The sequence below is a fragment of the Pseudoduganella sp. GW821-FHT12E03 genome, assembly GCF_058807115.1.
This window is the reverse complement of sequence record NZ_JBXAQJ010000002.1, coordinates 437,611-457,301: the sequence shown is the minus strand read 5'-3', so window position 1 is coordinate 457,301 and position 19,691 is coordinate 437,611. Positions and strand designations below refer to the sequence as shown.

21 protein-coding genes are annotated in these 19,691 nt (G+C 66.0%); 16 read left to right on the top strand and 5 right to left on the bottom strand.

What is annotated here, in order from left to right; all coding sequences use genetic code 11:
- The first annotated feature begins 84 nt into the window (after positions 1 to 84).
- Entirely contained in the window at positions 85 to 471 is a 387-nt protein-coding gene (locus AC1RRC_RS05735) for a type II toxin-antitoxin system RelE/ParE family toxin (RefSeq protein WP_493054303.1), read from the top strand.
- Entirely contained in the window at positions 452 to 772 is a 321-nt protein-coding gene (locus AC1RRC_RS05730) for a helix-turn-helix domain-containing protein (RefSeq protein WP_493054302.1), read from the top strand. Before AC1RRC_RS05735 ends, AC1RRC_RS05730 begins: the two co-directional genes overlap by 20 nt.
- A 12-nt stretch (positions 773 to 784) precedes the next feature.
- Here AC1RRC_RS05730 and AC1RRC_RS05725 read toward each other — a convergent pair whose 3' ends face one another.
- Positions 785 to 1,456 carry an SOS response-associated peptidase gene (locus tag AC1RRC_RS05725; protein WP_493054301.1) on the bottom strand — a complete coding sequence of 224 codons (672 nt, stop codon included), beginning with the start codon at positions 1,454 to 1,456 and terminating at the stop codon, positions 785 to 787.
- Positions 1,457 to 1,492: 36 nt separating this feature from the next.
- The gene (locus tag AC1RRC_RS05720) at positions 1,493 to 2,578 is read right to left on the bottom strand and encodes an alpha/beta hydrolase family protein (RefSeq protein ID WP_493054700.1); all 1,086 of its coding nucleotides are present in this window, start codon (positions 2,576 to 2,578) and stop codon (positions 1,493 to 1,495) included.
- Between the two features lie 271 nt (positions 2,579 to 2,849).
- Here AC1RRC_RS05720 and AC1RRC_RS05715 point away from each other — a divergent pair, with 271 nt between their 5' ends.
- The 5 genes from AC1RRC_RS05715 to AC1RRC_RS05695 all read left to right on the top strand — a co-directional run bounded on the left by AC1RRC_RS05715 (position 2,850) and on the right by AC1RRC_RS05695 (position 9,328).
- Complete coding sequence (locus AC1RRC_RS05715) at positions 2,850 to 4,340, top strand: DUF4331 domain-containing protein (protein WP_493054300.1); 1,491 nt, start codon at positions 2,850 to 2,852, stop codon at positions 4,338 to 4,340.
- An 11-nt stretch (positions 4,341 to 4,351) separates the two neighbouring features.
- Positions 4,352 to 4,618 carry a hypothetical protein gene (locus tag AC1RRC_RS05710; RefSeq protein ID WP_493054299.1) on the top strand — a complete coding sequence of 89 codons (267 nt, stop codon included), beginning with the start codon at positions 4,352 to 4,354 and terminating at the stop codon, positions 4,616 to 4,618.
- Between the two features lie 315 nt (positions 4,619 to 4,933).
- Entirely contained in the window at positions 4,934 to 6,088 is a 1,155-nt protein-coding gene (locus AC1RRC_RS05705; protein WP_493054298.1) for a tetratricopeptide repeat protein, read from the top strand.
- On the top strand, positions 6,085 to 7,242 hold the full coding sequence (locus AC1RRC_RS05700; RefSeq protein ID WP_493054297.1) for a HupE/UreJ family protein: 1,158 nt from the start codon (positions 6,085 to 6,087) through the stop codon (positions 7,240 to 7,242). The genes AC1RRC_RS05705 and AC1RRC_RS05700 overlap by 4 nt, the downstream gene beginning before the upstream one ends.
- A gap of 10 nt (positions 7,243 to 7,252) precedes the next feature.
- Positions 7,253 to 9,328: a TonB-dependent receptor gene (locus tag AC1RRC_RS05695; RefSeq protein ID WP_493054296.1), complete on the top strand. Its 2,076-nt coding sequence runs from the start codon at positions 7,253 to 7,255 to the stop codon at positions 9,326 to 9,328.
- A gap of 35 nt (positions 9,329 to 9,363) precedes the next feature.
- On the opposite strand, the gene AC1RRC_RS05690 is transcribed toward AC1RRC_RS05695, so the two are convergent.
- Together AC1RRC_RS05690 and AC1RRC_RS05685 are read right to left on the bottom strand one after the other, a co-directional pair.
- A complete protein-coding gene (locus AC1RRC_RS05690) occupies positions 9,364 to 10,104 on the bottom strand; it encodes an anti-sigma factor (RefSeq protein WP_493054295.1) in 741 nt (246 codons plus the stop codon).
- Positions 10,101 to 10,727, bottom strand: a complete 627-nt coding sequence (locus tag AC1RRC_RS05685; RefSeq protein ID WP_493054294.1) for a sigma-70 family RNA polymerase sigma factor — start codon at positions 10,725 to 10,727, stop codon at positions 10,101 to 10,103. Before AC1RRC_RS05685 ends, AC1RRC_RS05690 begins: the two co-directional genes overlap by 4 nt.
- A 160-nt stretch (positions 10,728 to 10,887) precedes the next feature.
- On the opposite strand from AC1RRC_RS05685, the gene AC1RRC_RS05680 reads away from it, so the two are divergent.
- From AC1RRC_RS05680 to AC1RRC_RS05640, 9 genes are all read left to right on the top strand, one after another.
- The gene (locus AC1RRC_RS05680) at positions 10,888 to 11,205 is read left to right on the top strand and encodes a flagellar basal body protein (protein WP_493054293.1); all 318 of its coding nucleotides are present in this window, start codon (positions 10,888 to 10,890) and stop codon (positions 11,203 to 11,205) included.
- A 55-nt stretch (positions 11,206 to 11,260) separates the two neighbouring features.
- The gene (locus AC1RRC_RS05675) at positions 11,261 to 11,908 is read left to right on the top strand and encodes a phosphoribosyltransferase (protein ID WP_493054292.1); all 648 of its coding nucleotides are present in this window, start codon (positions 11,261 to 11,263) and stop codon (positions 11,906 to 11,908) included.
- Between the two features lie 52 nt (positions 11,909 to 11,960).
- Positions 11,961 to 12,761 carry an IclR family transcriptional regulator gene (locus tag AC1RRC_RS05670; RefSeq protein WP_493054291.1) on the top strand — a complete coding sequence of 267 codons (801 nt, stop codon included), beginning with the start codon at positions 11,961 to 11,963 and terminating at the stop codon, positions 12,759 to 12,761.
- Between the two features lie 13 nt (positions 12,762 to 12,774).
- A complete protein-coding gene (locus tag AC1RRC_RS05665; RefSeq protein ID WP_493054290.1) occupies positions 12,775 to 13,965 on the top strand; it encodes an ABC transporter substrate-binding protein in 1,191 nt (396 codons plus the stop codon).
- Between the two features lie 96 nt (positions 13,966 to 14,061).
- The gene (locus AC1RRC_RS05660; RefSeq protein WP_493054289.1) at positions 14,062 to 14,934 is read left to right on the top strand and encodes a branched-chain amino acid ABC transporter permease; all 873 of its coding nucleotides are present in this window, start codon (positions 14,062 to 14,064) and stop codon (positions 14,932 to 14,934) included.
- Positions 14,935 to 15,082: 148 nt separating this feature from the next.
- The gene (locus tag AC1RRC_RS05655; protein ID WP_493054288.1) at positions 15,083 to 16,060 is read left to right on the top strand and encodes a branched-chain amino acid ABC transporter permease; all 978 of its coding nucleotides are present in this window, start codon (positions 15,083 to 15,085) and stop codon (positions 16,058 to 16,060) included.
- The gene (locus AC1RRC_RS05650; protein ID WP_493054287.1) at positions 16,053 to 16,775 is read left to right on the top strand and encodes an ABC transporter ATP-binding protein; all 723 of its coding nucleotides are present in this window, start codon (positions 16,053 to 16,055) and stop codon (positions 16,773 to 16,775) included. Before AC1RRC_RS05655 ends, AC1RRC_RS05650 begins: the two co-directional genes overlap by 8 nt.
- Complete coding sequence (locus AC1RRC_RS05645; RefSeq protein ID WP_493054286.1) at positions 16,768 to 17,481, top strand: ABC transporter ATP-binding protein; 714 nt, start codon at positions 16,768 to 16,770, stop codon at positions 17,479 to 17,481. Before AC1RRC_RS05650 ends, AC1RRC_RS05645 begins: the two co-directional genes overlap by 8 nt.
- A gap of 84 nt (positions 17,482 to 17,565) precedes the next feature.
- Positions 17,566 to 18,504 (top strand): gamma-glutamyl-gamma-aminobutyrate hydrolase family protein, encoded by a 939-nt coding sequence (locus AC1RRC_RS05640; RefSeq protein ID WP_493054285.1) that lies wholly within the window; start codon positions 17,566 to 17,568, stop codon positions 18,502 to 18,504.
- Here the strand turns inward: AC1RRC_RS05640 and AC1RRC_RS05635 are convergent.
- Positions 18,501 to 19,616, bottom strand: a complete 1,116-nt coding sequence (locus AC1RRC_RS05635; RefSeq protein ID WP_493054284.1) for a YbdK family carboxylate-amine ligase — start codon at positions 19,614 to 19,616, stop codon at positions 18,501 to 18,503. The genes AC1RRC_RS05640 and AC1RRC_RS05635 overlap by 4 nt on opposite strands.
- Positions 19,617 to 19,691 lie beyond the last annotated feature (75 nt).

Sequence of the window (19,691 nt, the reverse complement as noted above, 5' to 3'; positions counted from 1 at the left end):
AACTCACCAACACGTATTCCCGCCCAGCATGGTAGTCCCGGCGTTCGCGCCTTCCAATCTATACCACTTAGTGGCATAATTCCTATGGGGCGCGTATTCAAGACACGGCACTTCCATCGCTGGATGCGAAAAACCGAACTGACCGATGACGTACTCTGCCGCGCGGTTACCGAGATGGCAAAGGGCTTGCTGGACGCGGATCTCGGCGGCAGCATTTACAAGAAGCGCGTTGGATTGCCCGGAAGGGGTAAACGTGGCGGCGCACGAACGCTGATCGCTACGAACCTCGGCACGCGATGGTTTTTCCTGTTCGGGTTTGAAAAGAATGAACGCGACAACATCACATACAGCGAACTTCAGGGCCTGCAACAAATTGCCCACCATCTGCTCGCAAGTTCCGCAGAATTGCTGGGCACTGCCCTGCAAGACGGTTCACTGACGGAGATTTGCCATGACCTCGACCAGATATAAAACCCGGCTGCTCGAAGCAGTCCATGAGACCGCCAGTGACCTGCACCGTCTCGGCGCGGTCGACAAGCGCACCATGCGCAATTTCGACACGCTGTGCATGGAACCGATCCCTGATTTTGACAGTGAAAAAATCCGCGCGCTGCGCGACCACTTCCAGTTGAGCCAAGCCGTACTGGCCAACCTGCTCAATACCAGCCTGTCCACGGTCCGCAAATGGGAAGCGGGCGACAAGCGCCCCAGCGGTCCATCACAAAAGTTGCTCAGCCTGTTGGAACGCAAGGGCATTGAAGGCATTTTGTAACCGCGCCACGGCTCACTCCGCCAGCGGCACGATCAGGTGTTCCCCGTCGTTGCCCGCCCGGTTCAATTCCGGGCTGACCTTGTACCATTCGAACGCTTCCGGCCCCAGCGCCATCGAGCGGGCCAGCAGCTCCGCCTGTTCAGTGGACAGGTCCGGATCCAGCCACACGGCCGCATCGGCCGCGTTCAGGCACACCGGGCGGCGGTCGTGGATGTCCACCATGCCGCCCGAAGCGTCGGCCGTCACCAGCACGAAGCCCGATTCCGCCTTGTGTTCCTTGAACGGCCCGAAGTTGGCCAGCGCCAGCATGAAGACCGGTTCGCGGTCCTTGCGGTGGATGTGCCACGGCTGGCGGTGGCCCTTCTCACCGGTCCACTCATACCAGCCATACGCCGGCACCAGCGCCCGCCCGGTTTTTAACAAGCGGCCCCAGTAATTGTTCGTGATTTTTTCCAGCCGCGCGTTGTAAGCGACCGGCAATTTCTCGGCGGCCCAGCGCGCCCGGTAGCCCCAATACAAGTCATCGACCACCAGTTGCCCGTCTTCCATGTGCATGACGGGCCGGTAAGTGCCGGGCGAGGCATTGACGGTCGGCATGGCGTCGCTGCGGATGGCCGCATCGGCCCAGCCGAAGGCGGCGACAAAGCGCCGCGCGATATCGTTTTGATCGAAGCGTCCGCACATGCCGCGATGATAGCAGCATGCCAACGCGACGGACGTTTAATCCGTGCGCCCCGCGCCCTGCCATACGACGGCGTCGTCCACCGTGTACAGCTGGCACGGCTGCGCACTCTTGGACTGGCAGGCGGCCAGCGCATTGCGGCGCGGATCTTCGCCCTCTTCCGCCCAGCCCCACGCGCCCGACGGCGACACGGCAAACGCACGCGGCGTCTGCCGGTTCAGGAAATCTTTATAGGCGGCACGACCATTGGCCGCCAGGTAAGGCAATGCCGACACATCGTCCAGCGCCGCGTAATGGCTGGGCGCCTCGATACCGGGATCGGCCAGCGCGTAGCGCTCGTCAAATGGCATGCCGATGCGCGCCAGGAAGCGCGCCGCTTCCGGCAACCACACGGCTTCGCCATCGCGGCTGGCCAGCATGGTGTGCGCATCGCGCTTGAACGGACCGAACGCCACCAGTTCGGCCCGGCCACCGGCGCCGGTATACGCCTGGTGCAGGCGGCCGGCCAGCGCCGGCGGGAAATACTGGTCATTGGCGCCATACATCCACATGCTGGCGACCTTGCCGCGCCGGCCATATTCGCCAAAGGCGCGCACCAGCGCTTCCTGCCAGTCGCAATTGCCGCCCACCATTTTCAAGCCGCCCGCGAAATTCATCACGCCGCGCACGCCCGGGACCGGTTGTGTGGCCAGCGCCATCGTTGCCAGCCCGCCATACGATTGCCCCGCCACCACGATGCGCTGCGCATCGACCCAGCCCTGGCGGCTGGCATAGCGGATCACGTCGCGCACGTCATTGGCTTGCGTGTAGCCATTGGCCGTCATGTTGCAGCCATGCTCGACGTACTTGCCGGTGGAATTGGCAAAGCCGGTGCGCATCGGCACCATCACCGCGTAGCCGCGCCGCACGAAGGCGCTGGCCATGGTCACAAACCGGTCGCGCGACTGCAGTTTCGGGTCGCCCGCCGCCTTGCCGTGGTTAATCACCAGCAAGGGGAACGGACCGGGACCATCGGGTTTATAGACCGTGGTTTCCAGCGACACCGCCAGGGTCGGCCCGGCCGGTACACGAACAATTTCCTCATTTAAATGCGTCGTTGGCAGCGTCAGCGGCAGGGCTGCCATTGCAGGGACAGCGGACAACGTGGCCAGGGCGGCGGCGAAGCGTCGGATGGCGGCAAACATGTCGGTGATTCGCTCCGGAAATTGATTGTGGCAAAGAATCCCGATGATGCCGTCTGCCTTTTTTTAAGGCAATACCGAAAGGGAAATTTCCGCGACTTTTTTTGCGGGACATGGCGAACAAATAATTTTGTGTTTTTTGAATCCAGCCGCGCCACACGCCCGTATATGTCCATGCAGTACATCCGATTCACTGACATCCATGGGGGTAGAAATGACATCACACGCCACACGGGCCATCTTGCTGGTCCAACTGCTGGCCGCCACGTTTGCGCCGGCCGCCATCGCTTCCAGCCACCGCGAAGCGCCGTTCATCACGAAACACCCGAAGACCGACGCCACCGATTTTTATATGTTCCGCAGCTATGAGCCGGGCCGCGCGGACTACGTGACCCTGATCGCCAACTATGCGCCGCTGCAAGACGCCTATGGCGGCCCGAACTACTTCCAGCTCGATGCGGATGCCTTGTATGAAATCCACATCGACAACAATGGCGACGCGAAGGAAGACCTGACGTTTCAATTCCGCTTCAACAATGCCAACAAGGATGCGCAATTCACGGTGGGCGGCAAGAAAGTATCGATCCCGCTGGTGATCAATGGCGGCGCCGTGGCCGACGTCAATGCCGCCGGCGCCAATGTCCGCGAAACCTATTCGGTCAACCTCGTGCGCGGCGACCGGCGCGGCGGCGGGCGCGGCGCCGTGACCCATGCGGGCGGTGGCGGCGCCACCTTCGACAAGCCGCTCGACAATATCGGCAACAAGACCATTCCCAACTATGCGGCCTACGCCAGCAAGCATATTTATGATGTCAATCTTCCCGGCTGCGGCAAACCGGCGCGCCTGTTCGTCGGCCAGCGCAAGGATTCGTTTGCCGTCAACCTGGGCGAAACCTTTGACCTCATCAATATCAAGGCGCCCGCAGTGGAATTCGCGGCCAACGCCGAACGCGCCGCGCGCGATGACCTGGCCCGTAAAAACGTCACCACGATCGCGCTGGAAGTCGCCGCATCGTGCCTGACCGCATCGGGCAGCGATCCGGTCATTGGCGGCTGGACCACGGCCAGCCTGCGCCAGGGCCGCCTGTTGAATCCCATGCCCTCCGAAAAGGCCGGGGCATCGAAGGAAGGCGGCGCGTGGACGCAGGTTTCGCGGCTCGGCATGCCGCTGGTGAATGAAGTGGTGATCGGCCTGAAAGACAAGGACCGTTTTAATCACAGCAAGCCGTCCGCCGACGCGCAATTCGCCGACTATGTGACCAACCCCACCTTGCCGGCACTGGTGGAAGTGCTTTACGGATCGGCCGGTGCGAAAGCGCCGACCAACTTCCCTCGCAATGACCTGGTGGCGGCCTTCCTGACCGGTGTCAAAGGGTTAAACCAGCCCGCCACCGTGACGCCATCGGAAATGCTGCGCTTGAATACCGCGATCGCGCCGGCCGCCATGGGGGCGCAAAACCGGCTCGGGGTCATCGATGGCGACAACGCGGGCTTCCCCAATGGCCGCCGTCCGGGCGACGACGTGGTGGACATCGCGCTGCGCGTGGTGATGGGCAAGCTGTGCACCCTGAACCTGGGCTGCGCGCCGGCCGACGCGCCGGCCGGTGCGATCCGGTTTACCGACGGCGCCTACCTGGACGACAGCGCCTTCACGGCCGCGTTCCCGTACCTGAAAACGCCGCTGGCCGGCTCGCCGCAGCAATAACGGAGGCCGCCATGAAAACACGACGCATCAACACACCACGCATCGTCGCCGCCGGCATCTCCGCCGTGATCCTGCTGGCATTGGCGGCCTGCGGCGGTTCCGGCAGCGCACCGCCCGCCACACCTCCCGTGGTGGCGCCGCCCGTGGCCACGCTGGACGCCTTTTTCAAAACGGTACAGGGCGCCATCGGCATGGCGCCTGACGACACCGAACCCGCCGATATCGCCGCCGTGGCCGTGACCGGGCCGGACGATACGGAGCCGGAAAAAACCGAGTAAACAACCCGGGCCATCGGCCAGCGCGCGGCGCACGCCGCCGCGCGCACCTTGAGGAGAAATGCCATGCGCATTGCCGCATCAATCGACCGCAACGCCAGCCGCGAAGTCCTCCGGCCGTGGAAGCCGGCCGCACCAAGGACGCGCAGGCCCGTCCGTCTTGCCCGTCTCACCCGCCTCACCTGTCTCACCCATCTCACCCGCCTCACCTGCCTGGCCAGTCTGGCCCGCCCAGCCCGGCTTACGCGACTTGTCCGCCTCGCCGGCATCGCTGATATCGGCGGCATCGCAAGTGTCGCAGGTATCGCCATCCTGACCATGCCACTGCTGCTGTTCCCCCCCATCACCGCCGTGGCCGCGCCCTACACGCCCGCGTCGGCCATGGACGTCATTACCACGCTGCCCCGCCGTGCCGATCCGCAGCGGCAGGCGCTGCAGGCGCTGCGTGTCACGCTGGCCGGCGATCCGCACAATGCTGCGCTGGCGGCGCAACTGGCGCGGCGGCATATCGCGCTGGGCCGCGCGCAAGCCGATCCACGCCACTATGGGCAGGCGCAGGCGGCGCTGGCCCCGTGGTGGAACACCCCCGCGCCGCCGCCCGCCATCCGCCTGCTGCGCGCCACCCTGCTGCAAACCGCGCACCATTACCATGCCGCGCTGGCCGACCTCGACGCCATCACCCGCGCCGATCCCGGCAACGCGCAGGCGTGGCTGACGCGCGCCGTGGTGCTGGCGGTGACGGGCGAACCCGCCGCCGCCACCGCCAGTTGCGCGCGCCTGGGCGGGATTGCCGACGAGCTGGCGGTGGCCGCCTGCCTGGCCGGTGCGGCGGCATCGTCAGCACAGCAAGCCGCCAGCGAGCGCTTGCTGGGTCTGGCGCTGGCGCGCGCGGGCCAGTTGCCGGCGGACGAATTGGCGTGGGCGCACACCGTGTGGGCTGAACTGGCCGAACGGCGCGGCGATGCCGCGACGGCCGATGCCCGCTACCGCGCCGCGCTGGCCACCGCGCCCGGCGACACCTATCTGCTGGCCGCCCGTGCCGACTTCCTGCTGGCGCATCGCCGGCCCGCCGAAGCGCTGGCGCTGGTGGACGCCCATGCCCGCGCCGATGCACTGCTGCTGCGCCGCGCGCTGGCGCTGCGCCAACTGGGGCAGGCGCGGCGCCTGCAAGCAGACATCGATGAATTGAGCGCCCGCTTCGACGCGGCGCTGCGCCGGGGCGACAGGGTGCACCAGCGCGAACAGGCCGTGTTCACCTTGCACTTGCTGAGTGATGCGCGCGGCGCACTGGCGCTGGCGCTGGAAAACTGGAGCGTGCAAAAGGAAGCCGCCGATGCCCGCATCGTGCTGGAAGCGGCGCTGGCGGCGCGCGAGCCGGCCGCCGCCAGGCCGGTGCTGCAATGGCTGCAACGCACGGGATATGCGGACGCCGCCATCGCCAGGCTGGCTGGCCAATTGGGGAGGCCGGCATGAACCACCGTCTCTTGCGTTTGCTGGCGCTGCTGTTGCTTGCCTGCGTCGCGGGTTCCGCCGCCGCCCACAAGCCCAGCGACAGTTACCTCGCGCTGCGCGTCGATGGCACGCGCATCGCAGGCCAATGGGATATCGCGCTGCGCGACCTCGATGACGCCATCGGTCTCGACGCCAATGGCGATGGCCGGCTGACCTGGGGGGAATTGCAGGCCAGTCACCACGCGATCGCCGCTTACGCGCTGTCCCGCCTGCAACTGGCCGACGGCAGCGGTGGCGCCTGCACCATCACACCGCAGGTCCAGCAAGTCGAGCACCACACGGACGGCGCCTACACCGTGCTGCCCTTCACCGCCGCCTGCCCCGGCACGGCGGATGCCACACTGCGGGCGCTGCATATCCGCTACCGCGCCTTTGCCGATATCGACCCGCAGCACAAGGGGCTGTTGCGGCTGGAACATGGCGGCACGGTACATACCGCCCTGTTCGGCGCCGGCCAGCCGGAACACACAATCACCCTGGCCACCCCGGCGCCATGGCGCGCATTCCGCGCCTACCTGGCGCACGGCGCCTGGCATATCTGGACCGGCTACGACCACATCCTGTTCCTGCTATCGCTGCTGCTGCCCGCCGTGCTGGTACGGGGTGCGCACGGCTGGCAAGCCATGCCGGCGCTGCGTCCGGCACTGACCGACGTGGTGAAAACCGTTACGGCATTTACCGCCGCGCATTCCGTCACGCTGAGCGCCGCGGCGCTGGGGCTGGCCGCCCCGCCGGCGCGCTGGGTGGAATCGGCCATTGCCGCTTCCGTGATCGCCGCCGCGCTCAATAACATCGTGCCCCTGGTGCACGGGCGGCGCTGGGTGCTGGCCTGCGCTTTCGGCCTGTTGCACGGATTTGGATTTGCCGGCGTGCTGGCCGACCTGGGCTTGCCGGCCGGCGCGCGCGCCATGGCGCTGGCCGGCTTTAACCTCGGGGTGGAACTGGGCCAACTGGCCATCGTCGTGCTGTTCGTGCCGCTGGCCTACCACGCGCGCACCCGCCGCTGGTATGCCCGGCTGGCGCTGCGCGGCGGCTCGCTGGCCATCTCGCTGCTGGCCACCTTGTGGCTGGCCGAACGTGCGCTCGATCTTCAATTGCCGTATCCAACCCTGTAAGGAGCAGGCCATGCCTCCGATTTCCACATGGTTTGCCGCCGCGCTCGCGTTGCCGGTGGCAGTGGCCGCCCAGGCCCCTGCGCCGCCAACGCCCATCGTTACCGTCCTCGGCCACTACGACAACGCGGTCGGCACGTCCGACGCGGCCAGCCAGGGTGCCATCCATGCGGACTTGCTGGCCGCGCGTCCGGCGCTGCGCACCGGTGAATTGCTGGAATTCGTTCCCGGCATGATCGTCACCCAGCACAGCGGCGACGGCAAAGCCAACCAGTACTTCCTGCGCGGCTTCAATCTGGACCACGGCACCGACTTTGCCAGCCATGTCGACGGCATGCCCGTCAACATGCGCAGCCACGCGCACGGCCAGGGTTATACCGACTTGAATTTCCTGATACCCGAACTGGTGCAGCGCATCGATTATCGCAAGGGACCTTACTTTGCAGGCGATGGCGATTTTTCCTCGGCGGGGTCGGCCCGGTTCCGCCTGTTCAACCGCCTGCCGCAGGGCATCGCATCGGCCACCGTGGGCAGCCATGGCTACCGGCGCGCATTACTGGCCGGTTCCATGACCATGTCCGTGGCCCCACCGGCAGCCGGCCCGGCCTCCGATATTGCCACCGACCCCGTGGCTGATTCCGTAGCCAGCGCCAGCGGCGCCCTGCTGTACGCGCTCGACCTGGGCAACAACGACGGCCCGTGGGACGTGCCGCAGCGCGCCCGCCGGGCCAACGCCGTGCTGCGCTACAGCGCCGGTCCCGCGCACGATCATTACAGCGTGACCGCGATGGTCTACACCAGCCGCTGGAACGCCACCGACCAGGTGCCCCGGCGCGCCGTCGAGGCCGGCCTGATCGGACGCTTTGGCAGCTTGGCACCCACCGATGGCGGCGACACGTCGCGCTACAGCCTGTCTTTTCAACGCCGTCAACGCAAGGGCGCAGCACTGCTGGAAGCCGATGCCTGGCTGGTGCGCTCGGCCGTGAACCTGTTCAGCGATTTTACGTACCGGCTCGATGACCCGGAGCACGGCGACCAGTTCAGCCAGAGCGAACGCCGCACCATGGCGGGCGGCCAGGTTGCCGTGACCTGGCCAACGCTGCTGGGCGGCGTCGACTGGCGCAACAAGGCGGGTATTCAATGGCGGCAGGACTGGCTGTCGCCGGTCGGGCTATACCATACCGAGGAGCGGCGGCGCCTTGATACCGTGCGCGAAGACCGCGTGCGCGAAGGCAGCCTTGGCGTGTATGCCGAGAGCACGGCGCAGTGGCAGCCGTGGCTGCGCAGCGTGGCGGGCGTGCGCTACGACGCCTACCGCTTTCGAACCGGCGGCGGCGAGGCGCATGGGGGCCAGGTATCGCCCAAGTTGTCGCTGATTGCCGGACCATGGCGCAGCAGCGAAGTATTCTTCAATTTTGGTAAAGGCTTCCACAGCAATGATGCGCGCGGCGTGGTGGCGCAGGCGGCCCACGCCACCCCGTTGGCGGCCACGCGTGGCATGGAACTGGGATTGCGCACGGAAATCGTGCCGGGCCTGCAAAGTTCGCTGGCGCTGTGGCGTTTGAAAGTCGATTCTGAACTGGTGTTTGTCGGCGATGCCGGCGCCACGGAAGCCAGCCGCGCCAGCCGCCGCCATGGCATTGAATGGAACAACCATTACGTGGCGGCGCCCGGCCTGCTGTTCGACCTCGACATCGCCGCCTCCAGGGCGCGCTACGCCGCCGACGGCCAGGCCGGCCGCCATGTTCCGGGCGCGCTGGAAAAGGTGCTGTCGCTGGGTGCCACGCTCAACCGGGGCAACTGGTCCGGCGCCTTCAACCTGCGCTATGTCGGGCCGCGTCCACTGACGGAAGACAACAGCGTACGCTCGGCGTCGTCCACCCTGGCCTATGCGCGGGCCAGCTACCAGTTCGATGCGAAAACCCGGCTGACCTTCGATGTGTTCAACCTGTTCAACCGCAAGGCCAGCGACATTGATTATTACTACGCATCGCGGTTGCCCGGCGAACCCGAGGGCGGCGTCGAAGACCGCCACTTCCACCCGGTCGAGCCGCGCGCATTCAGGGTGACGCTGACGCGTCAATTCTGACGGGACGACGCTGCCGCGCAGCACGCCCCATCCCTTCACATCACCTTGACCCAGGTCCCTTTGTACAGCACCGGCCCGGTCGGGCCGTTCGGGTCGGGCGATCCGCCTTTCGGTTCCAGGCTGACCGCCAGCAGCGCCACGTCGTCGCCAATCGCATCGGCGGTCAATGCCAGCGCGGCGCGGCGGTTATCCGGCAAGATCCCCAGTGAACGGGGCTTGCCCGCCTTCGTGATGGCCCACAGTTGCAGGGTTTTATCGTCCGCCACCGGGGCGCCGGACAGCACCCGCACCGCCAGCGCGCGCTTGGCCGTATCGGCCGTGACCACCAGCGCCGCCTGCGCCTTGTCATCCAGCAGCGTGGCGACCTGGTCCACGGCCGCAACCGGCCCGGTTGGCAGCCGCAGCGCCACCGTGACGGCCAGGATCGCCGCCACCGCGCCCGACGCCAGGCTCAGGCCACGCCAGAACGCCAGCGAGTCGGAAAGGCGGGTCAACCACGCCGCCCAGCCCGGCACGCCCGCCGCGTCGTCTTCCCGCGCCGGGGCCAGCCGCAAGCGCTGTTCGATCCCGGCCCACACCGAGGGCGGCGGGGTCGCCGGCGCGGAAAACTCCGCCATCGGCACCAGCCGCCCCTGCCATTCGTCGACCACGCGGCGCAGGGCGGCGTCGCGCCGCAGCCAGCCTTCGAAGCGGCGGCGCGCGCCGCCTTTCAGGGTGCCCAGCACATACTCGGCGGCCAGCCGTTCGCGCAAAGCCAGGTTGTCGCGGATATTCAATCGAGGCCCCCTCGCGCCAGGCAGGTTTTGAGTTTGTCCAGGCTGCGCCGTATCCAGGTTTTCACGGTGCCGACCGGCAGCGCCAGTTGCTGCGCCACTTCGCTGTGCGACAAGTCATGGAAAAACGCCAGTCCCACCGCTTGCCGGTGCAGGCCTTCGAGCCGCGCCATGCAGCGTGCCAGCGCACGGGCCTCACTGCTCAGCTGCAGCTGGTCGGCGGGATCGGCCGGGTTGGCCGATCCGCCAGGGTTGGCGGAGGTATCTTGCATCGCATCCATAAAGTCCCCGTCATACGGCGCCGCGTCGCCATCAACGGCGGCGCCGCCGCGCCGCAGGATATCGAGCGCCTTGTTGCGCACCACGGTGGCCATCCACGTCATCGGGGCGGCCAGGTGGCCGTTGTAGCCGGCGGCATGATGCCAGATCGCCACAAAGCCTTCCTGCAGCGCTTCTTCCGCCAGTTCCCGCTTACGCAATATACGCAGCGCATAGCCAAACAGTTTCGCCGACGTGGCGTCATACAGGACGCGGAACGCGTGCGCATCGCGTCCCGCCGTCGCCAGCAGCAGCGCCCCCAGCTTCAGCGGATCGCTGTATGGATTGGATTGCAAGTCGTCAGGCATTGCGCCCCCCCAGAGTCTGAAGGCAAGGTTAGCGCAATGGGCAATGTTGAAGCAAGGACAACAATACAGAATGCAACAGTAAGAGAAACAGCCGTGCAGCGTGGCGTCCATGCGACAGGATTCCGTAGTACACTTTATGGCGTTACCACAGGGAAATAGCATGAGCACGACCGCGGCATTGTCCGGCCTGTATACCAACCAGCAAGCGCTGGGCGTATCGGCACACAACATCGCCAACACCAACACCACGAACTTCCAGCCGCAGCAAGCGAACTTCCAGGAAGCGCAGCCGGCCGGCAGCGGCGTCACGCTGTCGGTGCAAGGCCGGGGGCTGGCGCGCGCGGAAGGACTGAGCAGCGAAGACCTCGCCACCGACATCACCAACTCGCTGGTCTACAAGCAGAGCTTTGCGCTGAACGCGAAAGTCATCCAGTTCGAAAACGAGCGCGTCGGCACACTGGTGGATATAAAAGCCTGACGCGCGGCACCCGCTGCGCTATCCTGATACAGGTTCCCGCAACCCGGGAGGTGGCATGTATTTTTCGTCCCCGATCTGCTTTGATGACCGGCTCGATGCAGCCCGGCAATTGGCGGCCCAATTGTCCCGCTTGCATTTGCAGCAGCCGCTGGTCCTGGCGATTCCCCGTGGCGCGGTACCGATCGGCGCCGTGCTGGCCGATGCGCTGCAAGGCGACCTCGACGTCGTGCTGGTGCACAAGCTAGGGGCGCCTTTCAATCCTGAATTCGCCATCGGCGCTGTTGACGAACATGGCAACTGTATATTGGCGCCCGACGCCGATCCGGATGCCGGCTGGGTGCGCGAAGAACGGGCGCGCCAGGTTGCATTGCTGCGGCAGCGGCGCGGCATCTTCAGCGCCGGGCGCGAACCATTCGATCCACGGGGACGCACCGTGATCATCGTCGACGACGGCATGGCCACGGGCGCCACGATGGCCGCCGCGTTGCGCGTCACGCGGGCGGCATTGCCACTGGAACAGATTGCCGCGGTGCCGGTCGCGTCGCCCGACGCGCTGGCCCTGATCGCCCCGCTGGCCGAGCGCGTGGTGTGTCTGCATGCGCCCGCCGATTTCCGCGCCGTGGGCCAGTTCTACCGCACCTTTCCGCAAGTCGATGAAGCGGAAGCAGTCCGCATGGTGCGCTCGCGCCAGCGCTGCCATTGACAGAAAGTAAGCAAATCGTCAAACTTCCTTCGACGACACCGGGAGACATGCCATGCAGGATGAGGTGCAGGTCCATGATGAAGACAGCAATGACCGCCAGTTCGTCAATGCGCTGGCGCGCGGACTGGAATTGCTGCGCTGTTTCGGCCCGGCCGACCTCTTGCTGAGCAACGCGGACTTGTCGCGCCGCACCGGCTTGCCCAAACCCACCGTATCGCGTCTCACCTATACGCTGACCCGCCTCGGCTATTTGCACTATGCGCAGTCCAGCGGCAAATACCAGCTGGGCGCGGGCGTGCTGGCGCTGGGCTACCGCATGCTGTCGTCGCTCGATATGCGCACCATGGCGCGCCCGCTGATGCAGGAGCTGGCCGAACACGCGCAAGCGACGGTGTCGCTGGGTACGCGCGACCGCCTCAGCATGGTGTATGTGGAAACCTGCCGCAGCAGTTCCCACATCACGCTGCGGCTCGACGTCGGGGCCCGCATCCCGCTCGCCACCACCGCCATGGGCAAGGCCCTGCTGTGCGTGCTGCCGGACGCGGAACGCGACCAGATCCTCGATCACGTGCGCCAGCGCGACCCGAACAACTGGCCGCTGGTGCGGGCCGCCGTTGAGCAAGCCCAGCGCGATTACCAGGAGCGCGGCTTTTGCATGTCGGCCGGCGAATGGCAGGGCGACGTGCACGCGGTCGGCGTGCCGGTGGCCGGCATCGGCGGCGAACAACCCATGTCGTTCAATTGCGGCGGCCCGTCCTACCTGTTGCCGCGCGAGCGGCTGGAAGAAGACCTCGGTCCCCGCCTGGTGCGGCTGGTGCGGCAAATCAATTGCAACCTGGGCCGCGAAAATTAACGCTAAGGACCCCATGATCAAACGCCGCGATTCCCGCTTTCCAGTACGGCGCGCCGCGCTGGCCGCCGTGCTGGCCGCCAGCTGCCTCACCCTCTCCCCCGCCTTTGCCGCTGAATTCCTGGTCGGCGCGGAATTGCCGCTGACCGGTGCGCTGGCGCGCGTCGGCAATGGCATGCATGAAGGGGTCCATGTGGCGGCCGAAGTGTTCAACAAGTCCAACGGCAAGCACAAGATCCGGCTGCTCAGCATCGATGATGAATCGACGCCGGCCAAAGCCATCGCCGCGGTGGAAAAACTGGCCAGCCAGGGCGTGGTGGCGATCACCGGCGGCTACGGCTCCAACAATATCGCGCCGGCGGCGGAAGCGGCCAACCGCTTGAACCTGGTCTACATGACGTCCGGCGGCGTCGATGACAGCCTGGTATCAGCCGGCCGCAAGAATTTTTTCCGCATCAACAACACGGCCGGTTATGAGCGCGCGGTACTGGGGCTGATCGGCGAGATGGGAGCGAAATCCGTCTCCATCATCTATTCGACCAAGGATGCCACCACCGATCTCGCCATGTCGGTGCAAAAAGCGCTGGCGGCCAGCGGCGTGCGCGCCGAAGTGCATTCCTTCGACCCCGCCATCACCGACTTCAAACCCATCGTCAACAAAATCCGCCTGCAAGACCGGCCGGACGTGATCCTGATGGCCGGCTATGAAAATGATTACGTCGGCATCCTGCGCGCGGCGCGCGTGCTGAAGCCGGCCGTCAAGGCCATGGTGGGGGTATGGTCGCTGGCCACGCCGAAGATGGCGGCGGAATTTCCCGACCTGATGCCGCTTGTGTATGGCACGGCGCTGCTGCCCTTCCCCGCCACGTTCGAAACAGCGGACGGCAAGGCGTTTTCGGACACGTACCGCCAGCTGTACCGCAAGGAAGCCGACTACCTCGGGCAGTTCGGCTATGTCCAGGGCATGCTGCTGTTCGAAGCCATCGCCCGCGCCTTTGATAAGGGCACCCTGGCCAAGGGCGGCATTGCCGATGAATTGCGCAAGACCGACCGCGACACCCTGATTGGCCGCGTGCAGTTTGCCGCCAATGGCGACAACCCGCATTTCGTGCACCGCATGGGCCAGCACCAGGACAAGAAAGTCGTGATCGTGTGGCCGAAGCAGCACGCCACCGGCAGCAAGGTCTATCCGGGCGTGCCGTGGTGATGGCCGCTGGCGCGGGATGCGGAGGCGGATGGCGCGGCGCATTCCCATCGCGGATTGCATGGCAGGTCCGCATGACGGGCTCCATGCCGGGCCGCCATGCTTGAACTGCTGCTCCAGGCCCTGTATTCCGGCCTGCTGCAGGGCGGCGCCTATGCACTGATCGCCCTGGGACTGGCGCTGGTGTTCGGCGCCATGAAAATCATCAACCTGGCGCACGGCGAACTGGTGCTGATGGCGGCCTACGTCGCCTATGCCGCCGAATCCACGCTGGGCTGGCATCCGCTGGCCGCCATCGTGCTGGCACTGCCGGCCACCGGCATCACCGCCGCCGGCATGCACTGGACCGTGTCGCGCATCCGCGCCGACCGTGAAATCAATTCCCTGCTGCTGACCTTCGGCTTTGCCGTGGTGCTGACCAACGGCTTCCTGATGCTGTGGAGCGCCGACGTGCACAGCACCTCGTCGGCCTGGCTGCAGGATGCGCTGGTGCTGGGCCCCCTGTACAGCATGCACAGCGAAGCGCTGTCGTTCGCCATCAGCCTGGCGCTGCTGGCGGGCTTGTGGTGGTGGCTGGCGCGCAGCTGGCATGGCCGCGCGCTGCGGGCCGTGGCGGCCAACCGCGATTGCGCCATGCTGATGGGCATCGCGCCCGGCCGCACCGAGTTGCTGTCGTTCATGCTGGCCGGCGCGCTGGCCGCCTTTGCCGGTGTGGCGCTGTATTGCTATGGCGTGATCCAGCCTGGACTGGGCGGCGCGCTGACCGTGAAAGCGTTCATCATCACGGTGCTGGCCGGGCTGGGCTCGATCCCCGGCGTGCTGGCGGCCGCCATCCTGCTGGGCATTTGCGAAGCGCTGACCGTGACCCTGGCCAGTTCCGCATTGCAGGAACTGACCGGCATGGTGCTGTTCCTGGTGGTGCTGTTTGTGCTGCCCAATGGCTTGTTCGGCACGGCCCGGCGGCGCGGATGATGGCGCGATACAGTCCTTCGGCGCCGAGGCGGGCCGGCCTGAACACAGGCATCCGAGACATGCGCACCGGCGGCGGGGTCGTACCGCGCGCCGGTGCGATGGCGCTGCCGCGCCGATTGCCGGCCATCGGCCGCCTGCGGGGCGCGGCATGACCCGGCTGCGCAACCATGCGGGAGTGATCGCCGCGCTGGCCGCGCTGGCGGCCCTGCTGCTGGTGTGGGGCGGCAATCCCTACATCATGAGCATCACCATTGCGGCGATGATGACGGGCGGGGTGGCGCTGTCCTGGGCGCTGCTGGGCAACCTGGGCGGCATGGTCAGTTTCGGCCACGCGGCCTTTGTCGGCGCCGGCGCCTACGTCTCGGCGCTGTGCACCTTGCGCCTCGGCGTGCCGGTGCCGGCGGGGATCGTGCTCGGCGCGCTGGGCGCCGCCATCAGCGCCATCGTCATGCTGCCCGCGCTGCGCCTGCGCGGCCCCTACTTTGCGCTGGCGATCCTGGCCTATGCGCATATTTTCCGCATCGTCGCCACGGAGTGGACGTCGGTCACGCGCGGCGCGGCCGGGCTGTCCGGCATTCCCGCGCTACCGGTACTGCCGGGCCTCGACGCCAAGGCGTCGGCCTGCCTGCTGGCGGGCTTGCTGGTGCTGGGGTTTGCGCTGGCTTACCGCGCCATCCGCGCCAGCCATGCGGGCCTGGCGCTGCGCGCCATGCACGACAGCGAAGACGCCACCCGCGTGCTCGGCGTCAACAGCACCTTGCTGAAAGGCTTGATGCTGCTGGTGTCCAGCGCCATGGCGGGCGCCATCGGCGCCTTCAACGTGCACTACATCGGTTTCCTGGAACCCGATTATGCGTTCGGCTCGATGTGGGTCACGTTGCCGATCGTCGCCGCGATCTTCGGCGGCTACCGCACCTTGGCAGGTCCGGTGATCGGTGCGCTGGTGGTGTCGCTGGCGGACCAGTTGTTGTTCAAGGAGTGGCTGCCGATCGGCCACCAGTTCCTGCTGGGCGTGCTGCTGGTGGCGATGATACTGGCCAGTCCGTCGGGCTTGCTGCCGCTGGCCGGCAATGCGCTGCGCCGCCTGCGCCCCGGCGGCAGCGGTAGGGGCGGTGGCCATGCTTGAACTGGACCGCTTGCGCGTGTGTTTTGGCGGCCTGGCCGCGCTCGAAGGCGTGACCTTGTCCGTGCATGAAGGCGAAGTACTGGGGCTGATCGGCCCGAATGGCGCGGGAAAAACCACGCTGTTCAACGCGATTTCCGGCCTGGTGCCTGCGGAAGACGGCAAGGTGCGCCTGCATGGCAAGGACATCACGCGCATGCCAATGCACCAGCGCGCGCGCATGGGCGTCGGCCGCACGTTCCAGGCGCCGCAACCGCTGCACGGCCTGAGCGTGCGCGAAAACCTGATCGTGGCGCAGCGCTATGGCGCCGGTGAACTCAATCCGGCGCGGCTCGACGCGATCCTGCGCCTCACCGGCCTCGCGGCCAAGGCGGAAACCGATGCGGCCAGTGGCTTGCCGCTGGCCGAACTGAAAGCGCTGGAAGTGGCCAAGGCACTGGCCACCAATCCGCGCCTGCTGTTGCTCGACGAAGTACTGGCCGGGCTGGAAACCGCGGGCCGCCTGCGCTTCATCACGATGCTGCAAGGCTTGCACCAGCACTTCAGCGTGGCGATCGTCATCATCGAACATGACATCGCGGCCATCCGCACCTTGTGCCCGCGCGTCGCGGTGCTGGACGCCGGCCGCCTGATCGCCCAGGGCCCGCCCGACCTGGTGCTGCGCGAACCGGCCGTGATTGCCTGTTATACGGGAACCGGAGGGGCTGTCCATGGCTGATGCGCTGACCGTGACGAATGTGCGCGCCGGCTATGGCGCCATCAATGTGCTGTGGGACGTGTCGCTGACGGCAAAGGCCGGCGAACTGACGGCGATTATCGGCCCCAATGGCGCCGGCAAAACCACCCTGCTGCGCGCCATCATGGGCTTGCTGCCGCTGGGCGGCGGCGCGGTGACGCTGGGGACACGGCGGCTCGACCAGCTGCCCACGTGGCGCCTGGCGCAAGCCGGTATCGCCCTGATTCCCGAGGGGCGCATGCTGTTCGACACTATGAGCGTGGAAGACAACCTGCTGATCGGCGCCTATCCGAAAGCCCAGCGCCATCACGCGCAGCAAAGGCTGGAGGCGGCGTACGCGATGTTCCCGAAACTGCGCGACCGGCGGCGCCAGCTGGCCGGTTCGCTGTCCGGCGGCGAGGCGCAAATGCTGGTGCTGGCGCGCGGCCTGATGGCCGACCCGAAGGTATTGCTGGTCGATGAACCGTCGCTGGGCCTGGCCCCGGTGGTGGTCGATGAATTGTTCGGCGTCCTGGCGCAGTTGCGGCAGGAAGGCTTGACCATGGTGCTGGTGGAACAGCATACGGAACGGGCGGTGGCGATTGCCGACCAGGTGCACTTGATGCAAAGCGGAAAAGTCGTGCTGTCGCAGCGGGCGGCGGACGTCAGCCTGCCACGGTTGCACGAGCAGTATTTCGGCCTGGCCTGAACTTCTTTCCTGCCGTCATACGGGCGACCTCATCGTGCCCACTGTGCTACAACGCTCCCTATGGACAGCATTGCAGGAGCTTGCATGACTGACGAGGAGCAACGCCGCACCGACCGCCGCCAGCGCGACCGCAAGGGCAATCCGCGCTACCTGGATCCCGGCGAAACCATCTTCAGCCTGTGGAGCCGCGTGATCACCGCGCGCTACCGGCGGCTGGCCGCCTCGCTGGCCAGCAAGGTGATGCAAAAGCCGCTGCGGATCGGCATTTCCGCCCGCATTTTCCATCCGGAAGCCGGCGCCACCGGCTTGCGCAGCAAGAACCTGCAATACCTCGAAGAGTCGATTGCGCACTGGGTCATGACGCGCGACGTGCTGGTCTTCATGGTCCCCACCGTCAATACCGATGGTCTGATCCACCCCTCGAATATCCAGCTCAGCGATTACGCGGAACACCTGGACGGCCTGGTGCTGCAAGGCGGCGCCGATGTGTCGCCGCAGAGCTATGCGGAAACGCCGACCCGCCCCGAATGGAGCGGCGATCCGGCGCGCGACCGTTATGAACTGGAATTGCTAAGGGAATTTGTCCGTGCCGGCAAGCCGGTCCTGGGCATTTGCCGTGGCTGCCAACTGCTCAACGTGGCCTTTGGCGGCACCCTGTACCAGGACATCGCCAGCGATGTGCCGGACGCGATGGCGCACGTGCACGACGATTACGACCGCCACCGGCACGAGATCAGTTTTCCCGAAGGATCGTCGCTGTCGCGCATGCTGAAAGCGCCCAACGGCCAGGCGCTGGTCAACTCCATCCACCACCAGGCCGTCAAGGACCTGGGGCGCGACATGGCGGTCGAAGCGCGCTCCTATCCGGACAACATGGTGGAAGCCATCCGCTATACCAAGGCGCCGTTTGTCATGGGCTTGCAATGGCATCCGGAATTCCACCGCGCGGGCGGCGTGGAACTGCTCGACTGCACACCGATCCTCGACAATTTTTTACGGGTCGCGCGGGAGACGCGGTTTTAATCCCTGAATCTCCGGATGGCCGCATCGACCACCCCTTCGACACTGCCGCTGGCCGCATACTGGTCGCGCAGGAATTGCGCGTCGCTGCCCACGTGGGTGACGACCGTCAGGTGGTCCAGCGCCGCCGTGCCGCCCAGCGCTTCCGCATGGGGCGCCATCTTGCGCAAGGTGGTCAAAATATCTTCGCGCAGCGACAGGTTTTCATACGTCTTCGGATGCACGATGGCGCCATCGAGGCCGAAACGGCAGGCCTGGAAACGGTTGTAGTTATAGACCAGGTAATCATCTTCGGCCGGCATCGGTTCCTGCCGCTGCAGCAGGTAGCGGCACAGCGCCTGCAGGTAGCAGGCCAGCGCGGCGGCCCGCTCCACCGTCAGCGGCGTATCGCACACGCGCAATTCAATGGTGCCGTATTCCGGCTTGGGCCGGATGTCCCAGTAAAAGTCTTTCATGCTTTTAATGACGCCGGTGTGCTCCATCTTGGAAAAATAACTGTGCTCGAATTCTTCCCACGACAGCAGGAACGGCGCCCGTCCGCTCATGGGGAAGGCAAACACGGAATTGAGGCGCGCGGAATTGAACAGCGTGTCATTGCCCTGTACGAACGGCGACGAGGCCGACAGCGCGATGAAATGCGGCACGTAGCGCGACAGCGAATGCAGCAGGAACAAGGCATCGTCGCCATTGCCGCAACCGATGTGCACGTGCTGGCCGAAAATCGTGAACTGCTTGGCCAGGTAGCCGTACAGGGCGGACACTTCGCGGAAGCGCGGCTTGGCAAAGATGCGCCGTTCCGACCAGCGCTGGAACGGGTGCGTGCCGCCGCCGCAAATGCCGATATTAAGCTGTTCGCAGGCTTGTACCAGGGTGTCGCGGGTCAGGCGCAACTGGGCCGCCAATTCCGCGAAATTGGTGTGGATGTCGGAGTTAATTTCAATCATGCTCTCCGTGATTTCCGGTGTCACGTTGCCGGGAAACGGCTTGCGGGCAAGCAGGTGCAGCAAGTCCGGGCTGGAAGCCGACAAGTCGAAATCCGAATTGCCGATCAATTGCAATTCCAGCTCGACGCCCATGGTCAGTGGCTGCGACAGGGTGAATGGTTCGAGTGGCATGGCGCCCTCCTTTTTAATGGTCCTTGCTGGAATCCTGGCTTATCCCCACGGGCAGCGGCCGCGACAGGGCTGCAG